General features: G+C 33.6%; 9 protein-coding genes. 4 read left to right on the top strand and 5 right to left on the bottom strand.

What is annotated here, in order from left to right:
- Position 1: 1 nt before the first annotated feature.
- The 3 genes from CEY12_RS18195 to CEY12_RS18200 form a co-directional block, all read right to left on the bottom strand.
- Positions 2-754 carry a GLPGLI family protein gene (locus CEY12_RS18195; protein ID WP_157676849.1) on the bottom strand — a complete coding sequence of 251 codons (753 nt, stop codon included), beginning with the start codon at positions 752-754 and terminating at the stop codon, positions 2-4.
- A 58-nt stretch (positions 755-812) separates the two neighbouring features.
- The gene (locus CEY12_RS22340) at positions 813-1,109 is read right to left on the bottom strand and encodes a hypothetical protein (RefSeq protein ID WP_157676850.1); all 297 of its coding nucleotides are present in this window, start codon (positions 1,107-1,109) and stop codon (positions 813-815) included.
- A 240-nt stretch (positions 1,110-1,349) separates the two neighbouring features.
- Positions 1,350-3,065, bottom strand: coding sequence for a helix-turn-helix domain-containing protein (locus CEY12_RS18200; RefSeq protein ID WP_089029029.1), 1,716 nt, complete (start codon positions 3,063-3,065; stop codon positions 1,350-1,352).
- A gap of 291 nt (positions 3,066-3,356) precedes the next feature.
- Here CEY12_RS18200 and CEY12_RS22765 point away from each other — a divergent pair, with 291 nt between their 5' ends.
- The 4 genes from CEY12_RS22765 to CEY12_RS18220 all read left to right on the top strand — a co-directional run bounded on the left by CEY12_RS22765 (position 3,357) and on the right by CEY12_RS18220 (position 8,746).
- Entirely contained in the window at positions 3,357-3,485 is a 129-nt protein-coding gene (locus tag CEY12_RS22765; protein WP_262484855.1) for a hypothetical protein, read from the top strand.
- A gap of 15 nt (positions 3,486-3,500) precedes the next feature.
- Positions 3,501-5,684 carry a prolyl oligopeptidase family serine peptidase gene (locus tag CEY12_RS18210; protein ID WP_089029031.1) on the top strand — a complete coding sequence of 728 codons (2,184 nt, stop codon included), beginning with the start codon at positions 3,501-3,503 and terminating at the stop codon, positions 5,682-5,684.
- Between the two features lie 84 nt (positions 5,685-5,768).
- On the top strand, positions 5,769-7,901 hold the full coding sequence (locus tag CEY12_RS18215) for a lantibiotic dehydratase family protein (RefSeq protein ID WP_157676851.1): 2,133 nt from the start codon (positions 5,769-5,771) through the stop codon (positions 7,899-7,901).
- Between the two features lie 2 nt (positions 7,902-7,903).
- The gene (locus tag CEY12_RS18220) at positions 7,904-8,746 is read left to right on the top strand and encodes a thiopeptide-type bacteriocin biosynthesis protein (RefSeq protein ID WP_089029033.1); all 843 of its coding nucleotides are present in this window, start codon (positions 7,904-7,906) and stop codon (positions 8,744-8,746) included.
- A 413-nt stretch (positions 8,747-9,159) separates the two neighbouring features.
- Here CEY12_RS18220 and CEY12_RS18225 read toward each other — a convergent pair whose 3' ends face one another.
- Together CEY12_RS18225 and CEY12_RS18230 are read right to left on the bottom strand one after the other, a co-directional pair.
- Positions 9,160-9,687: a hypothetical protein gene (locus tag CEY12_RS18225; RefSeq protein WP_089029034.1), complete on the bottom strand. Its 528-nt coding sequence runs from the start codon at positions 9,685-9,687 to the stop codon at positions 9,160-9,162.
- A gap of 13 nt (positions 9,688-9,700) precedes the next feature.
- The gene (locus CEY12_RS18230) at positions 9,701-19,930 is read right to left on the bottom strand and encodes a SpvB/TcaC N-terminal domain-containing protein (RefSeq protein WP_089029035.1); all 10,230 of its coding nucleotides are present in this window, start codon (positions 19,928-19,930) and stop codon (positions 9,701-9,703) included.
- Positions 19,931-19,939: the final 9 nt, after the last annotated feature.

Here is a 19,939-nt window from a genome sequence, read left to right on the forward strand (position 1 = left end):
TTTAAAGCTTTATTTCTTCAAAAGTAGGTTTGCTTCTTTGCTCATTAACCTCTTTTAATTTTTTATCATAGTCTTCATTTTTAAATACTTTTAATCTTGTATTAATTTTTTCAATATCAGACTCTTTTGCATCATTGCTAATTTTTGTGGCAGTTATGGTATAGTTTTCAGTTTCAACTCTTAAAACGAGTCCCGGGAAATTATTAAATGAAAAAGGACCAGCAGAAATAGGAATCGCTTCCGTATACCAAACTTTATAATTTGTCATTGAATCAAAACTTACTTCAACCAGTTTACAAACATAGTTGTCTATATTCATCGTATCATCTTTGTACTCTATTTTCGCAAATTTTGTGTCTTTATAGCCGTAAAATTCTTCATTAGTATCTTTAAAATTATGATAAGCATAATTGCCGTCATCATTTTTATTATGGTACATTTTTAGTTCGATTTCTTTATAGATTTCTCTTTTATGAATTTGTACATCATTTTCCTTTTTGTCTCCTGCATTATGGGATATTGAATTACGGGGAATGGACTTAAAAAATGAATATCCATCTGTATAATAAAGAAAATATTTCTGCGGCTTTTTACGCTCGGTATTTACTTTGTCCTGGTATTCTTTTGTTAAATTACTATTATGGTCTATATCTTTTAGGTCATATTTTTCATATTCAACCTTTAGATGTTGGGAGGAAATCAGGATGTTGATCAGTAATGTAGCTAATAAAATTAATTTAATTCTAAATTTCATATTTATTATATTTAAAAAATAGTGTGTATTAAAATTATACACACTATTCAGTTTAGTTCTAAGGATTTGGATTTCCGTCAACAAAAGTAGTTCTTGGATCGTTTGCTCCACACCAGCTAGATGTTTGTGCTGTGTGCTGTTGTGTATTAACATATGTCTGACCATCCATTCCTACGGAAGTAGTCTCAGTAGTCCAGCTCCAGATTGTTGTACAGATTTTACGAAGTTGTACATCAATCTCTTTTTGTTCTTTAGTTTTAGAATCTACATTAGTCTTAATGTTTACAACATTTTCTTTTGCGAACCCTAAAGTTGTTCCGCCTAATAAGATTGCTCCTAATAATACTTTTTTCATTTTTTTAACTATTTAAAATATGCTATTATTTTTTTGTCATATGATCCCTGACATGGGTTTGCTGATCAGCTCTATTTATACTTTTCATACTGCGCATTATGAAAAGAAAATATTATGTTTTGTCTGAGGCAAAGATGCAGCAAAGCGAAATTACTTTACAAGTGATCGCTTTATAAATTCAAGAATCAATAGGTATAGATTCTTGAATTTATAAGTTTTAAATAGTGTAAAATGAGTGTTTTATGCTTTTTTTATTTCTAGGGCTTCAATTTCTTTTAAATAAATGGAAAGAGTTGTTCCTGTTCTTTTTTTGAAAGCTAATGTGAAAGCCTGCTCGTTATTGTATCCCAGTTCTTCAGCAATAAATGGTATTTTATAGGATCTGAATTTTCTATCATTTGCTAATCTGCTAATTGCATAATCAATACGAAGATCATTCAAATAGGTTGCGAAATTTTTTTCTTTATAAATGTTGATAATCTCAGATAGATATCGGGAATTTGTTTTTGCTTTTTTTGCAACACTATTTAAAGTAATTCCTTTTTGAAGAAATTGCCTTTTTGCCTCAAAAGAATCGAGTTCTCTTAGAATGTTTTGTGCAACATCCTCGGAAGTAGCTCTGATAATTTTAGATTCTGTATTTTCAAAATTTACTACTTTAGATGGCGGATCATCTAATTCGTCCTTTGTTATTTGTACTTCAACCTTATTGTATACAGACTGCAATAATTCCTGAGCAATTTTTTTATATTTCCTTTCTGATTTATAATATAAGAATAATACTAAAGCAAGTACCAATGTTAGAATACCAATAGAAAAATAGAGAATTATTTTTCTGTTTTCAAGTTCCGAGATGATTTTAGCTTTTTCATTAACAAGACTTGGTGTATCATATCTTCTGGGAAGCTCTCTTGATACATACCTAAACCGGGAATCAAGCTGCTTATCAATATTTAAAAACCGATCAATATAATAAAGTTGCTTTTCTTTATCACCTTTTTCCTTGTAATATCCTATAATATAAGGATACACTTCACGAAGCTCAGGGAAAGTACTATTGTTCTTTTTTATCAAAGAGTCTATTGCCAAAAAGTTTTGCATAGCTTTTTCTTTTTGTCCCATTCCTGCATATGACTGTCCAAGATAGAATGTCGCATAATTTATACTTAATGCATCTGAACCGGATTTAATAAAATATTGCCTGGAACTCATTAAATTATTGACAGCATCTTTGTAATTTTTTACCTTTAGATTGTACAGTCCGGATAATGATAAATATTGATTATAACGATAAATATTATCCTTTTGAAATGATTTTAGGCCTTCTCCGATAAGTACCTTAGCAGAGTCTAGCTTTTCAATATCAAGATAAGTACTTGCTAAACTTAAATGAATATCAGAAAGTTCATTTTTACTAAGGTATGGAGCATTATATAAATAAAATCTTAGTTTTTTTGCAGCTTCATAATGTTTTCCAATATAGTTATTAAGGTATGCAATACTTACTTCTGCAAAAGCAATTTGTCGTTTATTACCTTTTTCCTGAGCAAACTTTAAACCTAATACATAGTTATTCAGGGCTTCTTTTTGATGATCGTAGCGGAAATATATATTTCCCCTTAATAAATAGAGACGTGCAGGATAAGTTTCTTTTTTTGAATTTCTTGTAGATATTTGCACACTATCAAGATATTTTAGCGCATTGGGAAATGATTCATTAAAATGCATGAGAACATAGCCCTCCACAATTTTTTCACTATTTTTTTCACTTTTGGCTTTTTCAAGATAATAATGACTGATCAAATTTGCATCCTTAATCTTATCAATACTGTTGTATTCATAGTATTTTGTTTCTAATTCGGAGAATGAGTATTTTTTTAGGGTGTCGGGCTGATTAGTTTGTGCTACTAATACACGAAAAGATAGAAGGAGTAAAAAAATAAGTCTAATTTTCATTATTAATTTTCAAATATGTTGTAAAAATATTATTTTAATTTATCATAAGTCCAATGGTTTCATTTTTTTTTGATTTTCTATAGTAAATGATTGTCATTTAGATATTTATTGTTGGTATTGTGTTGATAGATTCTTGAATTTATAGAAGTACTCTTTAGTATATTGAAAAAATATTATTTTATTTGCCAACGATTTTAGTTTAAAATAATTTGAAAAATGAAAAAACGAAAGCAAGTTCAAAGTGAAAAAAAGTTATCTTTGATAAAATTACAGCTTAGTAAAATTAATAACATGGCTAGTATTCATGGAGGTATACGATTACCAATTCAAGAAGTAATTGGTGATGGTTCTGACGGATGTATATTTCCAGAAGATGCCAGCGCTCCTGTAGACCATGGTATTAAACCACCTACACAATAATTTTGTAGAAACTTTATGAAACACAGAATATTTATTATTACTTCTTTTTTGTCAGTTTTCCTTCATGCGCAGAAAACAAATCTTGCACCTTCAGTACCAGTAATAGAGGAAAATTTTGGAATTTCAATTACAGACGATTACAGAAATCTCGAAGATGTAAATGATCCTTTAACTAAGCAATGGATGAAATCTCAAACAGATTATACACATTCTACGCTTAGAAGTATTCCTAATTGGAATAATTATTTAAATCTAAGAACTGAATTGGATAAAAAACAAGGATATTCTATATCTGATTTAAGAATTACAAGTAATGATAAATATTTTTATTTAAAAAGAAATGCTGGCGAAAAGACAGCAAAAGTATATTATAGAGAAGGATTTGCGGGTAAAGAAGAACTATTATATGATCCATCTAATTTTGTTTCTGCAGGTGCAAACAAAACTTCGGGCAGTCACGAATTTGTAATCAATGTAATAAGTCCGAGTTGGGATGGTAGCAGGTTAGCTATTTCCTTATCTGAAAAGGGAAAAGAAATATCCGAAGTAGTCATTATGGAGGTAAAAACCAAAGCTGTTCATCCTGAAATTATCACACAACTTAATCCATCTACAATTGGTGGTATTAAATGGTTGGAGGACAACTCTGGCTTTTTGTATGTACACTATCCTGATGCAGATGTGAAGTCTCCGTTGTTTGCAAAAAATACCCAAACCGTCATGTATAAAATTGGGGAAGATCCTAATAAACGGAATGTTGTTTTTTCAAACCTTCATAATCCTGACCTAAACATTACAAAGAATGAATATCCTGCAATACTAACGTATGATCCTAGTGATAAGTATTACATTGGGATATTAGTTGATGCAGAAGATTTTAGGAAGACATTTATTATAGATAAAAAAGACTTTCTGTCTGGCAAAAAAAATTGGAAACCTTTATATAATAAGGATAGTAAGGTATTTTTTTTAAGAGTTGTTGGAAATGAAATTTATTTCTTGTCAGGATTAAATTCTTCCAATTATAAATTATGCAAAACCAATCTCAAAAATCCAGACTTCAAAAATCCAGAGGTATTAGTTCCTGAAAAGAAAGACGAAGTGATAAAAGGTTATTCGATCACTAAAGATGGAATTTATTACAATACTACTAAAAACGGAGTAGAGGCAAAATTGTATGTATTGAAGGGGAATAAAGAAATTTCTATTAAGCTTCCATTTGTTTCTGGAAATATTGATTTGTCATCAAAAGGGAAAGATTTTTCTGATATATGGGTAAAATGTTCAGGCTGGGCAAATGCAGAACAAAGGTACAGATACATACTTAATACAAACACTTTTACTAAAGAGAATATTGCTCCGGTTCTTGAATATCCGGAATTTAAAGATATTATAGTAGAAGAAATAACCGTAAAATCATATGATGGGACCGAAGTTCCTTTATCCATAATTTATAGTAAGAACCTTAAAAGAGATGGTTCAGCACCAGTGCTTATGCAGTGTTATGGGGCATTTGGTGAATCTTATTCTCCATTTTTTGCCATTAGCTATCTGTCTTGGGCAAGCCAAGGAGGAATTGTAGCAGTACCTCATGTACGTGGAGGAGGAGAAAAAGGAGAGCAATGGCATATTGATGGAAAAAAATTAAAGAAGCCGAATTCATGGAAAGATTTAATTGCTTGTACAGAATTTTTAATCAATGAAAAATATACTTCAGCTAAAAAAGTTGCTGTATGGGGTACAAGTGCAGGGGGAATATTAGTGGGTAGAGCCATTACAGAAAGACCTGATTTATTTGGTGCTGTTATTGCAGAATCGGGAGTTTTAAATCCACTTCGAGTAGAAAAGAGTGGTAATGGAGGAACCAGTATTAAAGAATATGGTGATCCTAATGATTCAACTGAGTTTAAAGGGGTGCTTGAAATGGACGCTTATCAGCATATTAAAAAGGGTATTAAATATCCATCTATGTTGCTTTGTGCAGGAATTAATGATCCAAGAGTTGCACCATGGCAATCCGCTAAATTTTCTGCAAAGGCGCTAGCAAGTAGCACATCTGATAATCCAATTTTATTAAATATTGACTATGAAGGAGGGCATGGAAGTGATATCACAGTATTGAAAAGATACACAAGTTTAAGCGAGATCTTTGCTTTTGCCTTCTGGCAGTTGGGGCACCCAAATTATCAGAAAAAATAAAGCAGAAAGTAAATGCCAAGTTTTCCGTATCAGTTTTTTGAAGAATTCGCAGTTCGGACACCCTTATTTTCATATAAAACATTTATGAGTCGTTTGAGTCAGGACGACATTTCAGATAATGAACTCAAGGAGATTTATTCAGATGCTTCTTTTCAAGAAGCAGTCTATCTTGCCTCACCAGATCTGTATAATGAATTAAGGAAATGGTTTAGTGGGGAAAAAGAATATTCGGATAAGGATCAATACAGATTAAAAAATACGCTTTTAAAATATTTCAGTCGTATTAGTTCACGATGTACGCCGTTTGGACTGTTCGCTGGAGTAAGTTTAGGAGAATTCAATAAAGATATTTCAATTTTATCTGAAAAAGAAAATGTGGAATTCAAAATAGTTCGGAATACTACATTGGATATGCATTTTCTTGTTTTACTATCTCAACATTTTACTGAAGTGCCTGAAATTAGGGAAAAATTGTTGTTTTTCCCGAATACCTCTATTTATAAGACAAGAAATAAACTAAGGTACATAGAATTTGAAAACCTTAATGGAAGAAGAGAATATGTAACATCAGTTGCAGCTCTTTCCAATGAACTAGACAAAGTATTGCAATTTTCCAGACAAGGTAAAGCCATTTCTCAAATTGCAGATATTCTGGTTAATGAGGATATAACAAAGGAAGAAGCAGAAGAGTTTATTAATGAACTTATAGAAAATCAGATATTAATTAGTGAATTAGAGCCTTGTGTATCTGGAGTAGACTTTTTATCTAAACTTATTTCTCTGTTAAAAAGTAAGGAAATAACAGAAGCATATACTATTTTGATGACCATCCGGAAAAAGCTTGAAAGATTGGATGAAAATATTTCTAATAACATACAGCTTTACCACGAAATTGAAGATCTTATAAAATCTTTTAAGATAAAATATGAAGGTAAATTTCTTTTCCAAACTGATTTATATTATCAGAATAAAGCAGAACTTCCAGTACGTTGGAAAAAAGAAATAAAAACAGGAATAAGCTTTTTAAATAAAATAATATCAGCTAATACAGATACCTATATTGATAATTTTAAAAAAGCATTTCTTGAAAGATTTGAGCATGAAGAAGTTCCATTGCTTTTTGCTTTAGATACGGAAATAGGAATTGGATATCGACAGGATATTCTAGCTAAAGGTGTACATCCATATCTTGATGATCTGCCTAAACGTAAGTCTAAAGTAAAGCAAGAGCTAACTATAAAACTAACTCCCATACAACTTCTCCTTAATCAAAAGCTGCAGGAAATACAGCTTGAAAATACGACGATTGTTCAATTAACAAATGAAGATTGTAGCCATTACACAGAAAATTGGGAGGATATCCCAGATACTTTTTCTATCGTTGCAGAGATTATTTCTGAAAATAATGAAGAAAAAATTGTATTGCAAGGATTTAGGGGTGGCAGTGCTGCTAACTTATTAGCAAGATTTTGTTCTGAAAAATCTGATATACAGGATGTATTAAAAAAAATTACAGAAAAAGAAGCCGAATTAAATTCTGATTATATTCTGGCAGAAATCATTCATTTACCAGAAGCCCGAATTGGAAATATAATAAGAAGGCCAACGCTTAGAACTTATGAAATTCCATATTTAGCACAATCTATTCTACCTAAAGAAAATCAAATACCTGTTGATGATTTATATATTTCCGTGCGGGAAAATAAAATCATTTTACGGTCTAAAAAATTAAATAAAGAAATACGACCTTATTTAACCAATTCTCATAATTATTCAGCGAATTCACTACCTGTTTATCATTTTCTGTGTGATTTACATTCACAAAATAGTAGGCCACGATTGCAGTTCGATTGGGGAGACATGAAGTTTTTATATAACTTCTTTCCTAGAATAGAGTACCGGAATATTATTTTTTCTAAAGCATGCTGGAAAATTAATGAAAAAGAAATTGAGGAGATAAATAAGATAGCTGACAACAAGATAAAATTGTTAGAGCAAGCAAATGAGTGGAGAAGAAAAAGAAAAATTCCTACATGGATACAATGGGTAAGGAATGATAATACCTTAACCTTGAATTTAGAGAATTATGAAATGTTAAAATTATTCATTCAAATTGTTACTAAGGAAAAAACAATTTTGATAGAGGAGTTTTTGTACAATGAAAATGATGATTTTAAACGTGAGTTTATCTTTCCTATGTATAAAATAAACACTTAAGGATGAAAAGAAAATTTACACCTGGGTCAGAATGGATATATCTCAAAATTTACACGGGGGTCAAGACTGCTGATATTATTTTGGAAGAAGCAGTATTGCCTTTAATTGATTATCTGAAACAAACTCATGGTATTTCTTGCTGGTTTTTCATTCGTTATAACGATCCTAAGTCTCATTTAAGAATAAGAATTAAATGTAATACTCAGAATCATAGCGAAATTTTTGCTAAGATTAATAAGGATTTTTATGAATATGTAGAAAGTGGGGAAATATCCAATATACTATTTGACAGCTATCACAGAGAGATTGAAAGATACGGAGTAAATACCTATCACAATGCTGAGGTATTATTCCATCAAAACAGTGAATTCGTAGTAGAATGTCTGGATTATGATGATGAAGAAAAAATCATTATTTCCCTATTTTATATTGATGAAATTCTGAATAAATTAAATCTTCCCATTCAGGAAAAATTGGAATGGATCAAAGGTTTTAATTTTTCTTTTAAAGAAGAATTCAATGCAGATAAAAAACTTAATTCGCAGCTTGATAAAAAGTATCGGGAGTTGAAACCAAAGTTTCTTGAATTTCTTAATTCTGAAGAATTTTCAGAAGAGAGAAATGAGGTTATTGCCAATATTGAAGAGAGTAGTGCTGAATTTCAAAATATATACAGCTGCCATGAAAACCAGTCTTTGGGAATGCCATTGCAGAATTTTTTCCAAAGCATATTTCATATGAACATCAACAGGCTTTTTGTTTCTAATCAGAGAGTATTTGAAATGGTGATCTATGATTATCTATTCAGATATTATAAAAGTAGTGTTTATAGCCTTCGTAAATAGATCGGTAAAAGCTTATTATAAGGTATTTAAAGTGAAAATAAAAATTAAATACTGTTAAAAAGTATAACATCTCAACAGTATTTTGAAAGGATAAAGATTATTAATCAAATGACCCTCAATATTATCAGGAAACGATTGTTCAAGATTGTCAACCCATTTATCTCTTAGAATGTTTTTTATTACTGTTACAATACCGTCACAATCATAATCCACGAACCTTTGTTGTTTATTGGTCTCGAATGTGGAATTTATCTTCTGGTCATCATACTGAAATCTAAGTTCTTTATCTTTTCTGCAATTATTTTCAGTTCTTTAATAAAATATAGTTGCATTAAAAGCAAAACCCTCGCAAAAGCGAAGGCTCTGTTATCTACAAAGGCCCGTGCAGTATACTCGCACAGGCCTAGAGAACTTTATTTTATTATTTTTAAAGTATTTATTTTTATCAAATTCCTAGCGGCATTTTTGGTATGATAATACTTTACAATTTTCATATCCTTATCTATGCATATTCTAATGGATAATTCTTTTTTATCGTAGTTCCATTTTTTTATTTCTTTTTGGTCGTTTTGTACAAAATCCACATAGGCAAAACAATATTTTTTAGTTTCACATGATTCTGAATTTAAAAACACTTTATCAAAAATATCCCCATTTCTAAATGTACCAAAACCCAATCCTCTTTCAAAAATAATACTTTTTGCATTTTGTAATATTTTCTGCTTGGAGATCTCTTTGGGGTCTTCTAGATTTATTTTAAAATGAAATGGTATAAAGATCATGTCATAATAACTTCCACTATCTATTTCAAAATAATAAAAAATACCTAAACCTTTGTAAGAGTTTTCGTTAATACTATTATTATTATTATTATTTGTACATCCAAATGTAAAAATGAGCAAAAGTAAGAAACATAATATTTTAATTTTTTTCTTTAGCATAAATGTATTTTCATTATTTAATTAAGTTTCCTTTCTTATCTCTTCCAATTTGAATATAGGATGGTGTATCTTTACCCTTATTTTTATTTGCCCTTTCAAGATAATCCTTATAATAATTGCTATTTAGTTTTTTTCCTTTATCACCCATCAAATCACCAACGAAGCCGGAATGCGCCTTTGAAATAACATTACCTTTTTTATCAGTAACATCCGTATACCTATCGGGTAAACCGATAAAGTGACCTGTTTCATGCATGATAGTCATATTATCACCGTCTGAATAAATAGTTCCTGTATTACCTGTAAAGTGTGTTAAACTGCCATCAAATGAGTCTTCAGATATAACTCCATTGACTTCTGATCTCCCACTCTTATTAACTAAATTTAAAATATTTTCTCCATCTTTTAAATCATTAGAATTAATATTCTTTTTATAAACATACTTTATATTAAATCCTACTTCCGCTCCATCAACTTTTTTACTTTTAAATGTACCTTTTGCTAAAGTGTTCAACTCTTTTGCTCGTGCTGCTGATGCATTTGCTCCAGTAATATAAACTGTTGCTCTTACTTCCATTTTAGATACAGTTCTATCTTTACGGAACATTCCTAAAATTCCAAGTATAAAATCTCGCCCATCAGGATCAACATATTTTACGGGGTTATTAGCTGTATAAACGTATGGAGACATTTCAGGATACTTCTCAGCTAATGGATCAACTCCATACCAGATACTCAATCTCGGATTATAATATCTCGCTCCATAATAATATAATCCAGTGTCTTCATCTAATTCTTTTGCATTGAATTTATATGGATTGTTGTATGAACCATCCATTTGTTCCAACATTGTTTCCCCGAAAGGTAAATTTACAAAAAACTGGGTAGCTTGTGAAAATGAATTGGTTACAAATGTAGATGTTCCGAGATGGTCTCCATGCAGGTAATATAATCCAGGATTTTGATTCGTTTCTCTCAATTCTGTAGAAATATCCTTGCCTAGTCCTGCTTTTTTAAGATAAGCTTTGAAATCTACTTCAGGATCTACTGTTTCCTTTTTATTGCTTTGATCTGCTATTTTTGTAGTTGTTGGAAGGTTTTCAAAAATAGAGGCATTATCAAGGAGTCGGCTTGCAAATCTTTTTGATCCTTCAAAATAATGTTTTGTATACTGCCCGGTAGAGCTTACGGTAACATATGCATTTGGATAAATTTTGTAATCAATAAGTCTTACATCATCCGGATTAATCAATTCGCCATTCTGATAAAGATCCGCAGGACGTTCTAATCCATATCTAATGGTTCTTTCCCCTTCATCATCATATACATGGTATTGATATAGTCCCGAGTTATCATTATAAAATGCTTTCATACGGTCTTGTTCATCCCAAAACATTCGTTTTTCTCCAGTAGGATCAATATGTCGGACAGGGTTTCCGTTTAAGTCATATTCAAATTTTTCAACATTTCCGGAAGCTCCATCCGCAACCTCTGCTACTTGATGAGTTTTTGGAATGTATTCATATTTATTCTCATAAGTATTCTCATGGACAACGTTTTGGTCTCTTTCATGGAATTGGTTTTTTGATATGATTCCTCCTGATTCATTATATTTCATTTCCAATTTATAGGATGTAGGAACGTTCATCGTAACTGGGATAGGTTGGTTTTCTCCATCCGTCAATACTTTTTCGGAACCAGTACCTATCAGTCTGTTAAGGGTATCATATTTGAAACCAAATAAAAACATTCCTCCCATTCCATTAGCTAGCTGAGAAGCCTCATTCTTAATTGTTGTAATGTTTCCAAAATCATCATACTCGTAGGTATTTCTAAGCATCTGATTATTGGAAGAGTTTCTCAGCCCATAATTTCGTAATCTACGGTTGCTATCATTGTAATAATAATCATGAGAAGTTCCATTTCCATTGATAATTGATGTTCGCTGTTCATAATGATCATAGGTTATATTCTGGATATAAGTTTCACCTCTGTCGTTATTTACTGATTTAAGATTACCACCCAGATCATAGTGATAGGAAACTATTTCATTGTCAGGATATTTAATTTTGGTCACACGGTTCCAACTGTCATAATTAAAGTAGGTTTTAAAGTACATATTAGGGAAATAATAACCGCGTATAAATCGCTCTTCTGAAATAACTTCTCCCATTCTTCCATACGTGTATTTTGTATTACCTGTACCGTCATATTTTGCAATAAGTCTTCCTAGGTTGTTATTACCGGCTCCAATGTATCCATACTGATAAGAAACATTATTGGGATTAGGGTGTCCATTAGGAAGGTCCGGTAACTTAATGTCAGTAAGCCTGTTGTATTCATATGTATATTGAATAGCGGGTTGTCCTGCAGCGCTCAGATTATTGGTTAACAACTCAGTAAGATTTCCTGAAGGATCATAACGATACGTTGTAATTCCTTTGTCAGGATGTATTTGTTGTGTCTTCCTTCCCGCAAGGTTGTAGGAGTATTCAGTTCTCAATCCTTGAGGGTCTTCAGCAACCATGAGTTCACCAATAGTATTATATTTAAATTTGGTGGAAAGTGGTTGAGTGTAAAGGTAATCGTTTTTCTGAATCATTTTCCCTTCAACATTAGATAAGATTTCTGATTTTTCTGACAAAAACTCGTCAGTCACTTTTAACAAATTATTTTCAATACTATACGTTGTCTTTTTAGTGTTGTTGTCTTCATCGGTATCTGCAATTACCCGATCCTGGCTGTCATATAGCTTTGAGGTAGATGCATATCCCGTAGCAGTATTGAAGTTTTGCATACTTGCAGCTTCATAAGTAGGATGATACTGGCGAATAACTCTTCCCAAATTATCAAATACTTGTTTCCCTGATACGGATCTGCTTTCAGCACCTTGTTGTTCAATATCCTTTTTGACCTGTATGATTCTTCCAAGGAAATCAGAATAGGTTTCTGTCATAATTTTATTTCCGGCAGCAGCATATTCCGGATCAAAATTGGCCGTTGATGCACGGTATACTTTAACTGTCGCGTCATTGTTTGGAATTCCTGCATGATCGAACCAATAACGGTAGGCTACTGTTGGGACAGTAGAACCACTTGCGATCTCATTAGGTCCCATAATTGATTTTGTTCTTCCAAATCCATCATAATAAAAGACCATTGCATTTCCTCCTGTATCTACTTTTCTGGTTACCACATCAAAAAGAGGATTATAAATAGCAGTAGAAGTTAATTGGAAGGTGTCCTTTGTTTTGATGATATATTTTCCCGTTACTGTATCATCATATGTATAATCTAATGTATATCGCTCGTTGTTATTATTCGGAGGATAGGTGACTTTAATAATATTTCCTGCAGCATTATACTTTATATCAGTAGCGATATACTGTGAACCATCAAAGGTAGAAAAAGTTCCAATATCTCCTGTATTCAAATTGATATTAGAGGCTTTTCTTCTTCTTAACAGCTGACCTGTAGTAGTTCCTTCAAACACTTCAATAAGGGTAGGGACTCCGATAATATTATTATTAAGTGCCTGGTATTTAATATTAGAATTATAAATAGCAGAAGGACTGGTATATTGATATTTTGAAATTTGCCCTTTGGTTGTATAGGTAAATTGTTCAGTAGTTTTTATACTGCCTCCTGGCTCAGAAATTGTTTTTGTCTTTTTATCTAATAAAGCAATAGCCATTTTCCTTCCTTCTCTACCTCCTGCATCATAATCTAATGATAGATCTGAAGCAAGGTCTATTTTTGTCACATTATCTGTGAACTTTCGAAGTTTATAGGTGTAGCTTACATCTGAAGATGAGCTTCCACCGCTAACTGTGCTTCGTTTTATAAGACCGTTCAGTAAATAAGTGTTGGTGAAATAAGTATCTGTAGATGTTCTTACAACTGAACTTCCATCCATCTCTTGTTTTGTCACAGTTCCAAACCCAAAGTCTTCTCTCTCTCTTCTGTCGTACCTTCTATTGCTAAACGAATATCTGGTTTCCATTTTATTTCCTTGCTCAGTAGTGTAACCGGAAGAATACATATCTGGATTGACAACGTTTATTTTGCTCACAACTAATTTAGCATGAGGGTTAGCATAATTAGCCCTTGCGAATTGGTAATCCAGTAAATATTTCCCTTTTGTAAAACTGTTGGTAACGGATTTAAGTTTATTGGTTCTGCCAATTAATGAATAATTCACCGTAAAACCTGAGTTGTCATCGATTACAAGATCTGTAAATCCATCACCGTTCATATCTTTAAACGCTTTTCTCGTTTCAGATACATTGAGCCCTAAATTAGCTGTTGCGCCAAGTCCTGCCTTAATATAAAGGATAAGGACAATGAAAGGGGGAATAAGGGTAATTGGACCAATATTGAACATATAGTTCCCTCCAAAAGAGAATGAACCATTAAATGATCTGGTTTCATCTGTAAAGTCCACATTTCCTGTGCTTTTTACTAGAGGAACAGCTGTATCAAATTTACTTCCAAGATTATATCGAACGGTAGTTGAGTTATTAGAATTGTTGATCTCAAGAATATCTATTAAGCCATCCCCATTTACATCTTCATATACAACATCTCCAGTTCCAATAGAGGCAGAGGCTCCTACGCTTGCACTGATTCCGAAACCAAAACTACTTAAAGCTCCCAGATTAGCAGATGAACCAAGTCCGCCGCCAATTCCAAGGCTTAAGCTTCCTTTAGGGTGAGAACGATAGGTAATCATATTTTCATATGGAGCTGCGGCCCCTAATCCTTTTCCAAGATTTAATGCATATCCCATATTGGCACCAGCGCCACCAACCACTCTATCAGGGAGACCATCCCCATTAATGTCCATCCAGAAATTAATCCCAGAGTCACTAGAGTCATAATAAGAATTTGCTCCTGCACTTATGGATCCTCCTCCTGACCATGGTAATCCTGAATCTGGTTTGGAAGACGTTCCCAGGTCACCCTGAGCGCCTAATCTTCCTGCAACAGAAAAAGCATTATAAGAGAATCCTACAGAGTTCATTTTCAGGTGACTTGAATTGCTTGTTGGATAATCATCAACAGACATAAGTTGGATATCCTCTAAACTTCCTGTAGAGTTTGTAAACTGCATTGATTTAGGATATATGATATCAGGATATCCATCCCCGTTAAGGTCAGAGAACATCTGTGTTTCCACACTCCCGATTCCTGTAAGATAGGTTTCAGAATTTCCTCCGCTTCCCATATTGAAGCTTAATCCATCAGTCGTATTACGTGAGCTGCTTTTCTGTATTTTACTAATTGCTTTCATCGTAGTACTTACCGATAATTGCCCAGATGTGTACGTTGTAGGTACTACGGCAGGTGTAGAAGGTACAGGGTTGCTGAAATAATCTACAGTTTCATCATTTTGAAATCCTAAATCTGTTGAATATTGATTTGGAGCTATACCTACCCAGTAACTTCTGAAATACATTCCTCTGGTTCTTTGTATACTTGGCTTCATGGAAGCAATATTCTGAGAAACAGTATTATTTCCGGCATTTGGATCGCTGGTTGCATTTAGAATACACTGAGCTAAAGCAGCATTATCATTGGTTATACTATAACATGACTGATATGGGTTTTGCGTTGAAACTGCCGCTGAAAAAGCTGATATTTCAATTGGTCCTCCATAGGCGTAATCACTTAAGATTCCAGGTTGATACAAAAATTGTCCCCAGTTGTTAAAAAGTGGTGTTTTTGTATTGTACATGGCCGTATTTACTGCTGTTGCAGAAGTATTAGCATAAAAGCTTGTAGTATCATAATAAACAGTAAATGGCTTACCCTGGAAATACTCTGAATATTTATTAAATAAAGCATAATCACCTCCAGTTTTACAATATACCTCAACGGTTACTAAAAGATTATTTCCTGCAACAGTGGAAATATCTCCATTAAAGATTTCGACTGGTGAAGTACCGGAAATAGTTTGCCCTGAAACCATATCTTCTTCTATGAGGATGCTGTTGGTATGAGATACAACAACTTTCCTTTTACCGAGAACTTCATTCCCTCTTTTGATGATATAATAAAAGGATCCTGTTCCTAAGCTGGAGAAATTGATGTTATCTTTTTTGATCTGTACGCCAAAAGTATGGTTGCCAAGAATACCTGTCATGGATACATTTCTGATATCCAGTTTTTTGGTTAATTGAGTAACTGCAAACGAAGGATACTCTACGATAGGTAAAAAGTTAACATTAACATTTTGATTGGTAGTCGTTGATGCATTATAATCAACAGTTATCTTATTCGTCCAGTTTGAATTAAGGAAATTAGTGTGAGAATCGGATTCTACGATAAATCTCAAATAAACGGGTTCAGCTGGATTAACGTTAAGTGTTAATGAATGGGAAGGTGTAAATGCTGAGGTGTTATGAAGGTATACTTCTGGTGTAATTAAGTTTGTAATTGCACCAGTAACTGCATTTTCAGTTACGATCTTAAATGTAAAATCATCACTGATATTCCCAAGCATAACACTATCCACATTAATGGTAGCTGTTCCCTGTGCATCCAGATAGATAGGTGCTGACAGATTATTCAAAAGCATATTGCTGCCATAGCTACCATTATTTAACTGAAACTGATTTTGGGAAAGTTCAACAGTGTTTGGAATGGCATTTCCCATTGAATCAACATAAGTAATATTCGGATCACATGATACAGCATAATTCTTTACCATATTTTTATGCAGTCTTACATATACTTTATCCCCACTTTTAACAAACAATCTGTTAGGATTGTCAATACCCCATACATTATTGGATGCGAACTGAGGAACGGTTTGCATTTGGGCATAATAGCTGTTGTATCTTTCTATAGTGATGAATTGATAAGGATCACCCGCATGGAGTTCGGTAAGATAAATTCTTCCGTTTTTGTAAATATTGGTGCTTCCATTAGGAGTAGGATCCTGAATCTCCACTGAATAGTACATTTTTTGTGGTGGAGTTTGAATCACACCATAAGAAGACATTACTATATTATCTGTAAACTTAATATAGCCATCCATAGGAGCTACCCAAACTTTAACAACATCGGTGATAGAAGTTGGAGGGTATACAGGCTCGATAGGATCTTTAGGTCCCGGATTGATAATTGGAGGTTGTATAGCTTTTGCTTTGACTACCATATTTTCGGTGTATTCAGAGTGTTTTGTCATTTCTGAAATACCAGTGCTGGGAGTGTATTTGTTAAACCAAACGTCTCCATTATCTACAATGTCTATTAATCCATCAGCATTAGCATCTGTAAGATAGATAGGTGTTTTACCTGTACTTGAAGAGCTTGTTTTAGAATGGCTGTAAACGATTGCTCCCATGTCCCAACCTGAATTGGTGGTGCTGGTTTCTGTATAAGAAAAATCGCCGCCATAATTGGAAATCTTTTTCGAAAGAGAAAACGTAAGGTTGCCCTGAGCGTCTAAGATTCCGGATCTTAAGAAAAGTCCTTCGCCGGGAACTCTGTAGATCATATCCTGTATTCCGTCACCATTGAAGTCGATAAGCTGTTGCGCATTTCTTGCCTCAGCATTCGAGTATCCGAATGGAAACCCAAACATCAGGTGTCCGTAGGCATCACTTGAAGGATAATAGAAATTTAATCCGGCAGCAGGTCTGAAATTAAGTCCTTTTTCTGAAGAAATGTTACCGTTAATTTTGGAAGGACTGACAAGACCTCTTATAAAACCTGAGTACGCTTCTTTGTCATTCTGAAGATTAATATGAGTGTCAGGTCCAAATATTCTTACATTTCCTTGGGCATCTTTAACGTCATTATGATATTCGAAAACGTAGCTGTCACTAATTTCGTTACAGGTGGGTTCGATACCCCCGTTGGTACCTCCGCCTCCGCCACTCCCATCATCCATGGGATCGCGTTCACCAGCCTTATTGGCAAGAGTAGTTGAACAAGGATTATTAGGAACTATATATAGTCTTTTTAAAAGAGTTTTATAAAACTCTCCATCTATATAATCCATTTTATAGGTTCTGATAATCTCCGTTTTATATTTAACCTCGATGTTTTTCAGTAAATAAGGCTCAACACTTTTGAAGCCTTGTTTTCCATTGATACTGATGTCTTTGCGGGTAATAGTCGTCTCTTTATTGAAATTCACACTGTAATCCTTGTTTTTTCCATAAGCGATTTTTTTGATCTGGAAGAATTTTCCACCCGAAACGCTGGCAGGTGCCGATGATACAGATTCGTTGTAATAGGTGAATTCCATCGTGTTTCCGTGGACATCTTCAATCATTCGAAGACCCCAATGAACAATTCCTCCGGAGCCATAAAGTACAGAATCTGGCGTACCCCCATAATAGCTTTTCGTTCCATTAGTAGAAGTTACTTTCCAGGAATAATCACTTGGGCTGGTTCCGATTCTTTCGATAAGTGTAAAGTCATGATTTTTTCTAAGATAAAATTGCTTTACACCACCGGTAGTGTAGTCGGTTCTCAGCTGTCTTTCTGTAGTAATGGCAGTATTGGTCTCACTCACATCGTTATGTCTGTGAGGCATATATCCATTGGGATATACCAGCATTTCTCCATCCAAAGAATAGAGTTCTGTTTCCCCGCTTCCAAATGAAGGGACCCCCCATTTTGTATCTGCGCTGATAGAGGAGAGGCCGTTGATATTCCAACCGTCACCCATCCAGCCGTTGCCTCCGCCACTATTATATCCTATAGATAAAGAAGGCTGCAGGCCTCCTAAGCCTGAAGGAACACGAATAGGGTAGTTCATATTGGCATCTCCCTTTTGTGTTGCGGTTGGGACTTCCATGAGTTGTAGCCCGGAAGTCGGGTCAGCTGCTTTTAGTCCACTGATGCTGGTTGGAGCAAAGGCCTCCAATTGTGATGATTCAGGGACGGAAATGATCCCGTTGATATAATCTCCATCACCCTTATTTTCAACGGTGATAACCTTTTTCTCGGTGTCGACTACTGAGGTTGGATCTACTTTCCATTTCCTTGATGCATAATCGAAGTAAAACGCCTTGATCTCTTTTGCTGATCTTGCTCCCAACTTCTTTTCATCGTACGGAAAAGAGAATTTAACAGCCTTGGTCAACTCTCCTGATTGGGTTTCTAAACGATACGCATAAGAATTTGCTGTGAGGTTTTTGATGTCTCCGGAAAGTGCAGGGTAGTCCTTTTTTCTAAGTTTTAGGACCTGTATCCTAGCAACATCTGCCACGGAATTTTTTTCAATGGAGATCGTTGTGTTCTCATAATTTTCCTTGTATTCAGAATCTTTGGAGATATTTATAGTAAGCGGATTGAACTTCTCTTCGCTTAAAACCTTGAAAGAACTTGTATTTTGTGGGATTTTGTATTCTTTTACTCCCTTAGCCCCTGTAATTGTTACGAAACCTCTGACTTTATCTTCTTCTGTTAATTTAACTAAAGTTTCATATTCTCCTTTTAGGGATGGAATTGTTTTATTGTTAATTTGAACAGGATTCAATGTAGCTGTGCTTTCAACACCTTTTATGTAAAGCTGGTCTCCTGATAATAATGAAGAAACATCTTGTTGGGAATTTCCATTATTTTCCAGTATGATTTTTACATTTTTAACTTTATACTTGATGCCATTTGCGGAAGAAGTAAAAAGAATACTGTTTTTACCTTGTTTTAAAGAATTTAAACTGATTTCTTCTTTTTGTGGACTCCACGTATTCCCCGAAACAATAATATTACCTCCAAAAGCAATGTTTCTGTTGATAGATCTCGAAACAGAATGGTATGAACCAAGACCCAATAGATCATATACTAAGTATGCTCTGGTATTTTGGTTTTTTATCTCAGGAATATTGATGGTGAAAAAGTTGTCAGAAGGGCTGTCAGGCTCCTCATCAGAAAACTCTCCAATCATTCCCTGTTTTTCTTCAGAATCAAAAACGTTATCAATGCTTTTGTATTCTGAGGTCCTAGGCAATAATGAGGTAAATGTATTATTTCCTGTTTGTATCTCCTTTCCTGGTATAGGTGAAAGAATATCATTTGTAAGACTGTCCTTTTTTGGGTTATCTGTTGAAGTACCATCTTCTATCTTATGATGATAGATATATTTATCCATCATTTTCAATTTGAAGGCTCTTACTTTGAGCCGGTCTTCTTTAGTAAAGCTGGCAAAAACAAATATATTCGCAAAGAATAATAGTTTAAGGAGCAGACTTTTTCTAAGCCTAAATTTAAATTTGGTTTCCATAGAACGAGA

Source organism: Chryseobacterium sp. T16E-39 (assembly GCF_002216065.1).
Lineage (GTDB): Bacteria > Bacteroidota > Bacteroidia > Flavobacteriales > Weeksellaceae > Chryseobacterium.

Coding starts and splice junctions, on each gene's coding strand:
- CEY12_RS18200 (WP_089029029.1), bottom strand. CDS start 3,065: ATGAAAATTAGACTTATTTTTTTACTCCTTCTATCTTTTCGTGTATTA.
- CEY12_RS18220 (WP_089029033.1), top strand. CDS start 7,904: ATGAAAAGAAAATTTACACCTGGGTCAGAATGGATATATCTCAAAATT.
- CEY12_RS22340 (WP_157676850.1), bottom strand. CDS start 1,109: ATGAAAAAAGTATTATTAGGAGCAATCTTATTAGGCGGAACAACTTTA.
- CEY12_RS18230 (WP_089029035.1), bottom strand. CDS start 19,930: ATGGAAACCAAATTTAAATTTAGGCTTAGAAAAAGTCTGCTCCTTAAA.
- CEY12_RS18210 (WP_089029031.1), top strand. CDS start 3,501: ATGAAACACAGAATATTTATTATTACTTCTTTTTTGTCAGTTTTCCTT.
- CEY12_RS18215 (WP_157676851.1), top strand. CDS start 5,769: ATGAGTCGTTTGAGTCAGGACGACATTTCAGATAATGAACTCAAGGAG.
- CEY12_RS18195 (WP_157676849.1), bottom strand. CDS start 754: ATGAAATTTAGAATTAAATTAATTTTATTAGCTACATTACTGATCAAC.
- CEY12_RS22765 (WP_262484855.1), top strand. CDS start 3,357: ATGGCTAGTATTCATGGAGGTATACGATTACCAATTCAAGAAGTAATT.
- CEY12_RS18225 (WP_089029034.1), bottom strand. CDS start 9,687: ATGCTAAAGAAAAAAATTAAAATATTATGTTTCTTACTTTTGCTCATT.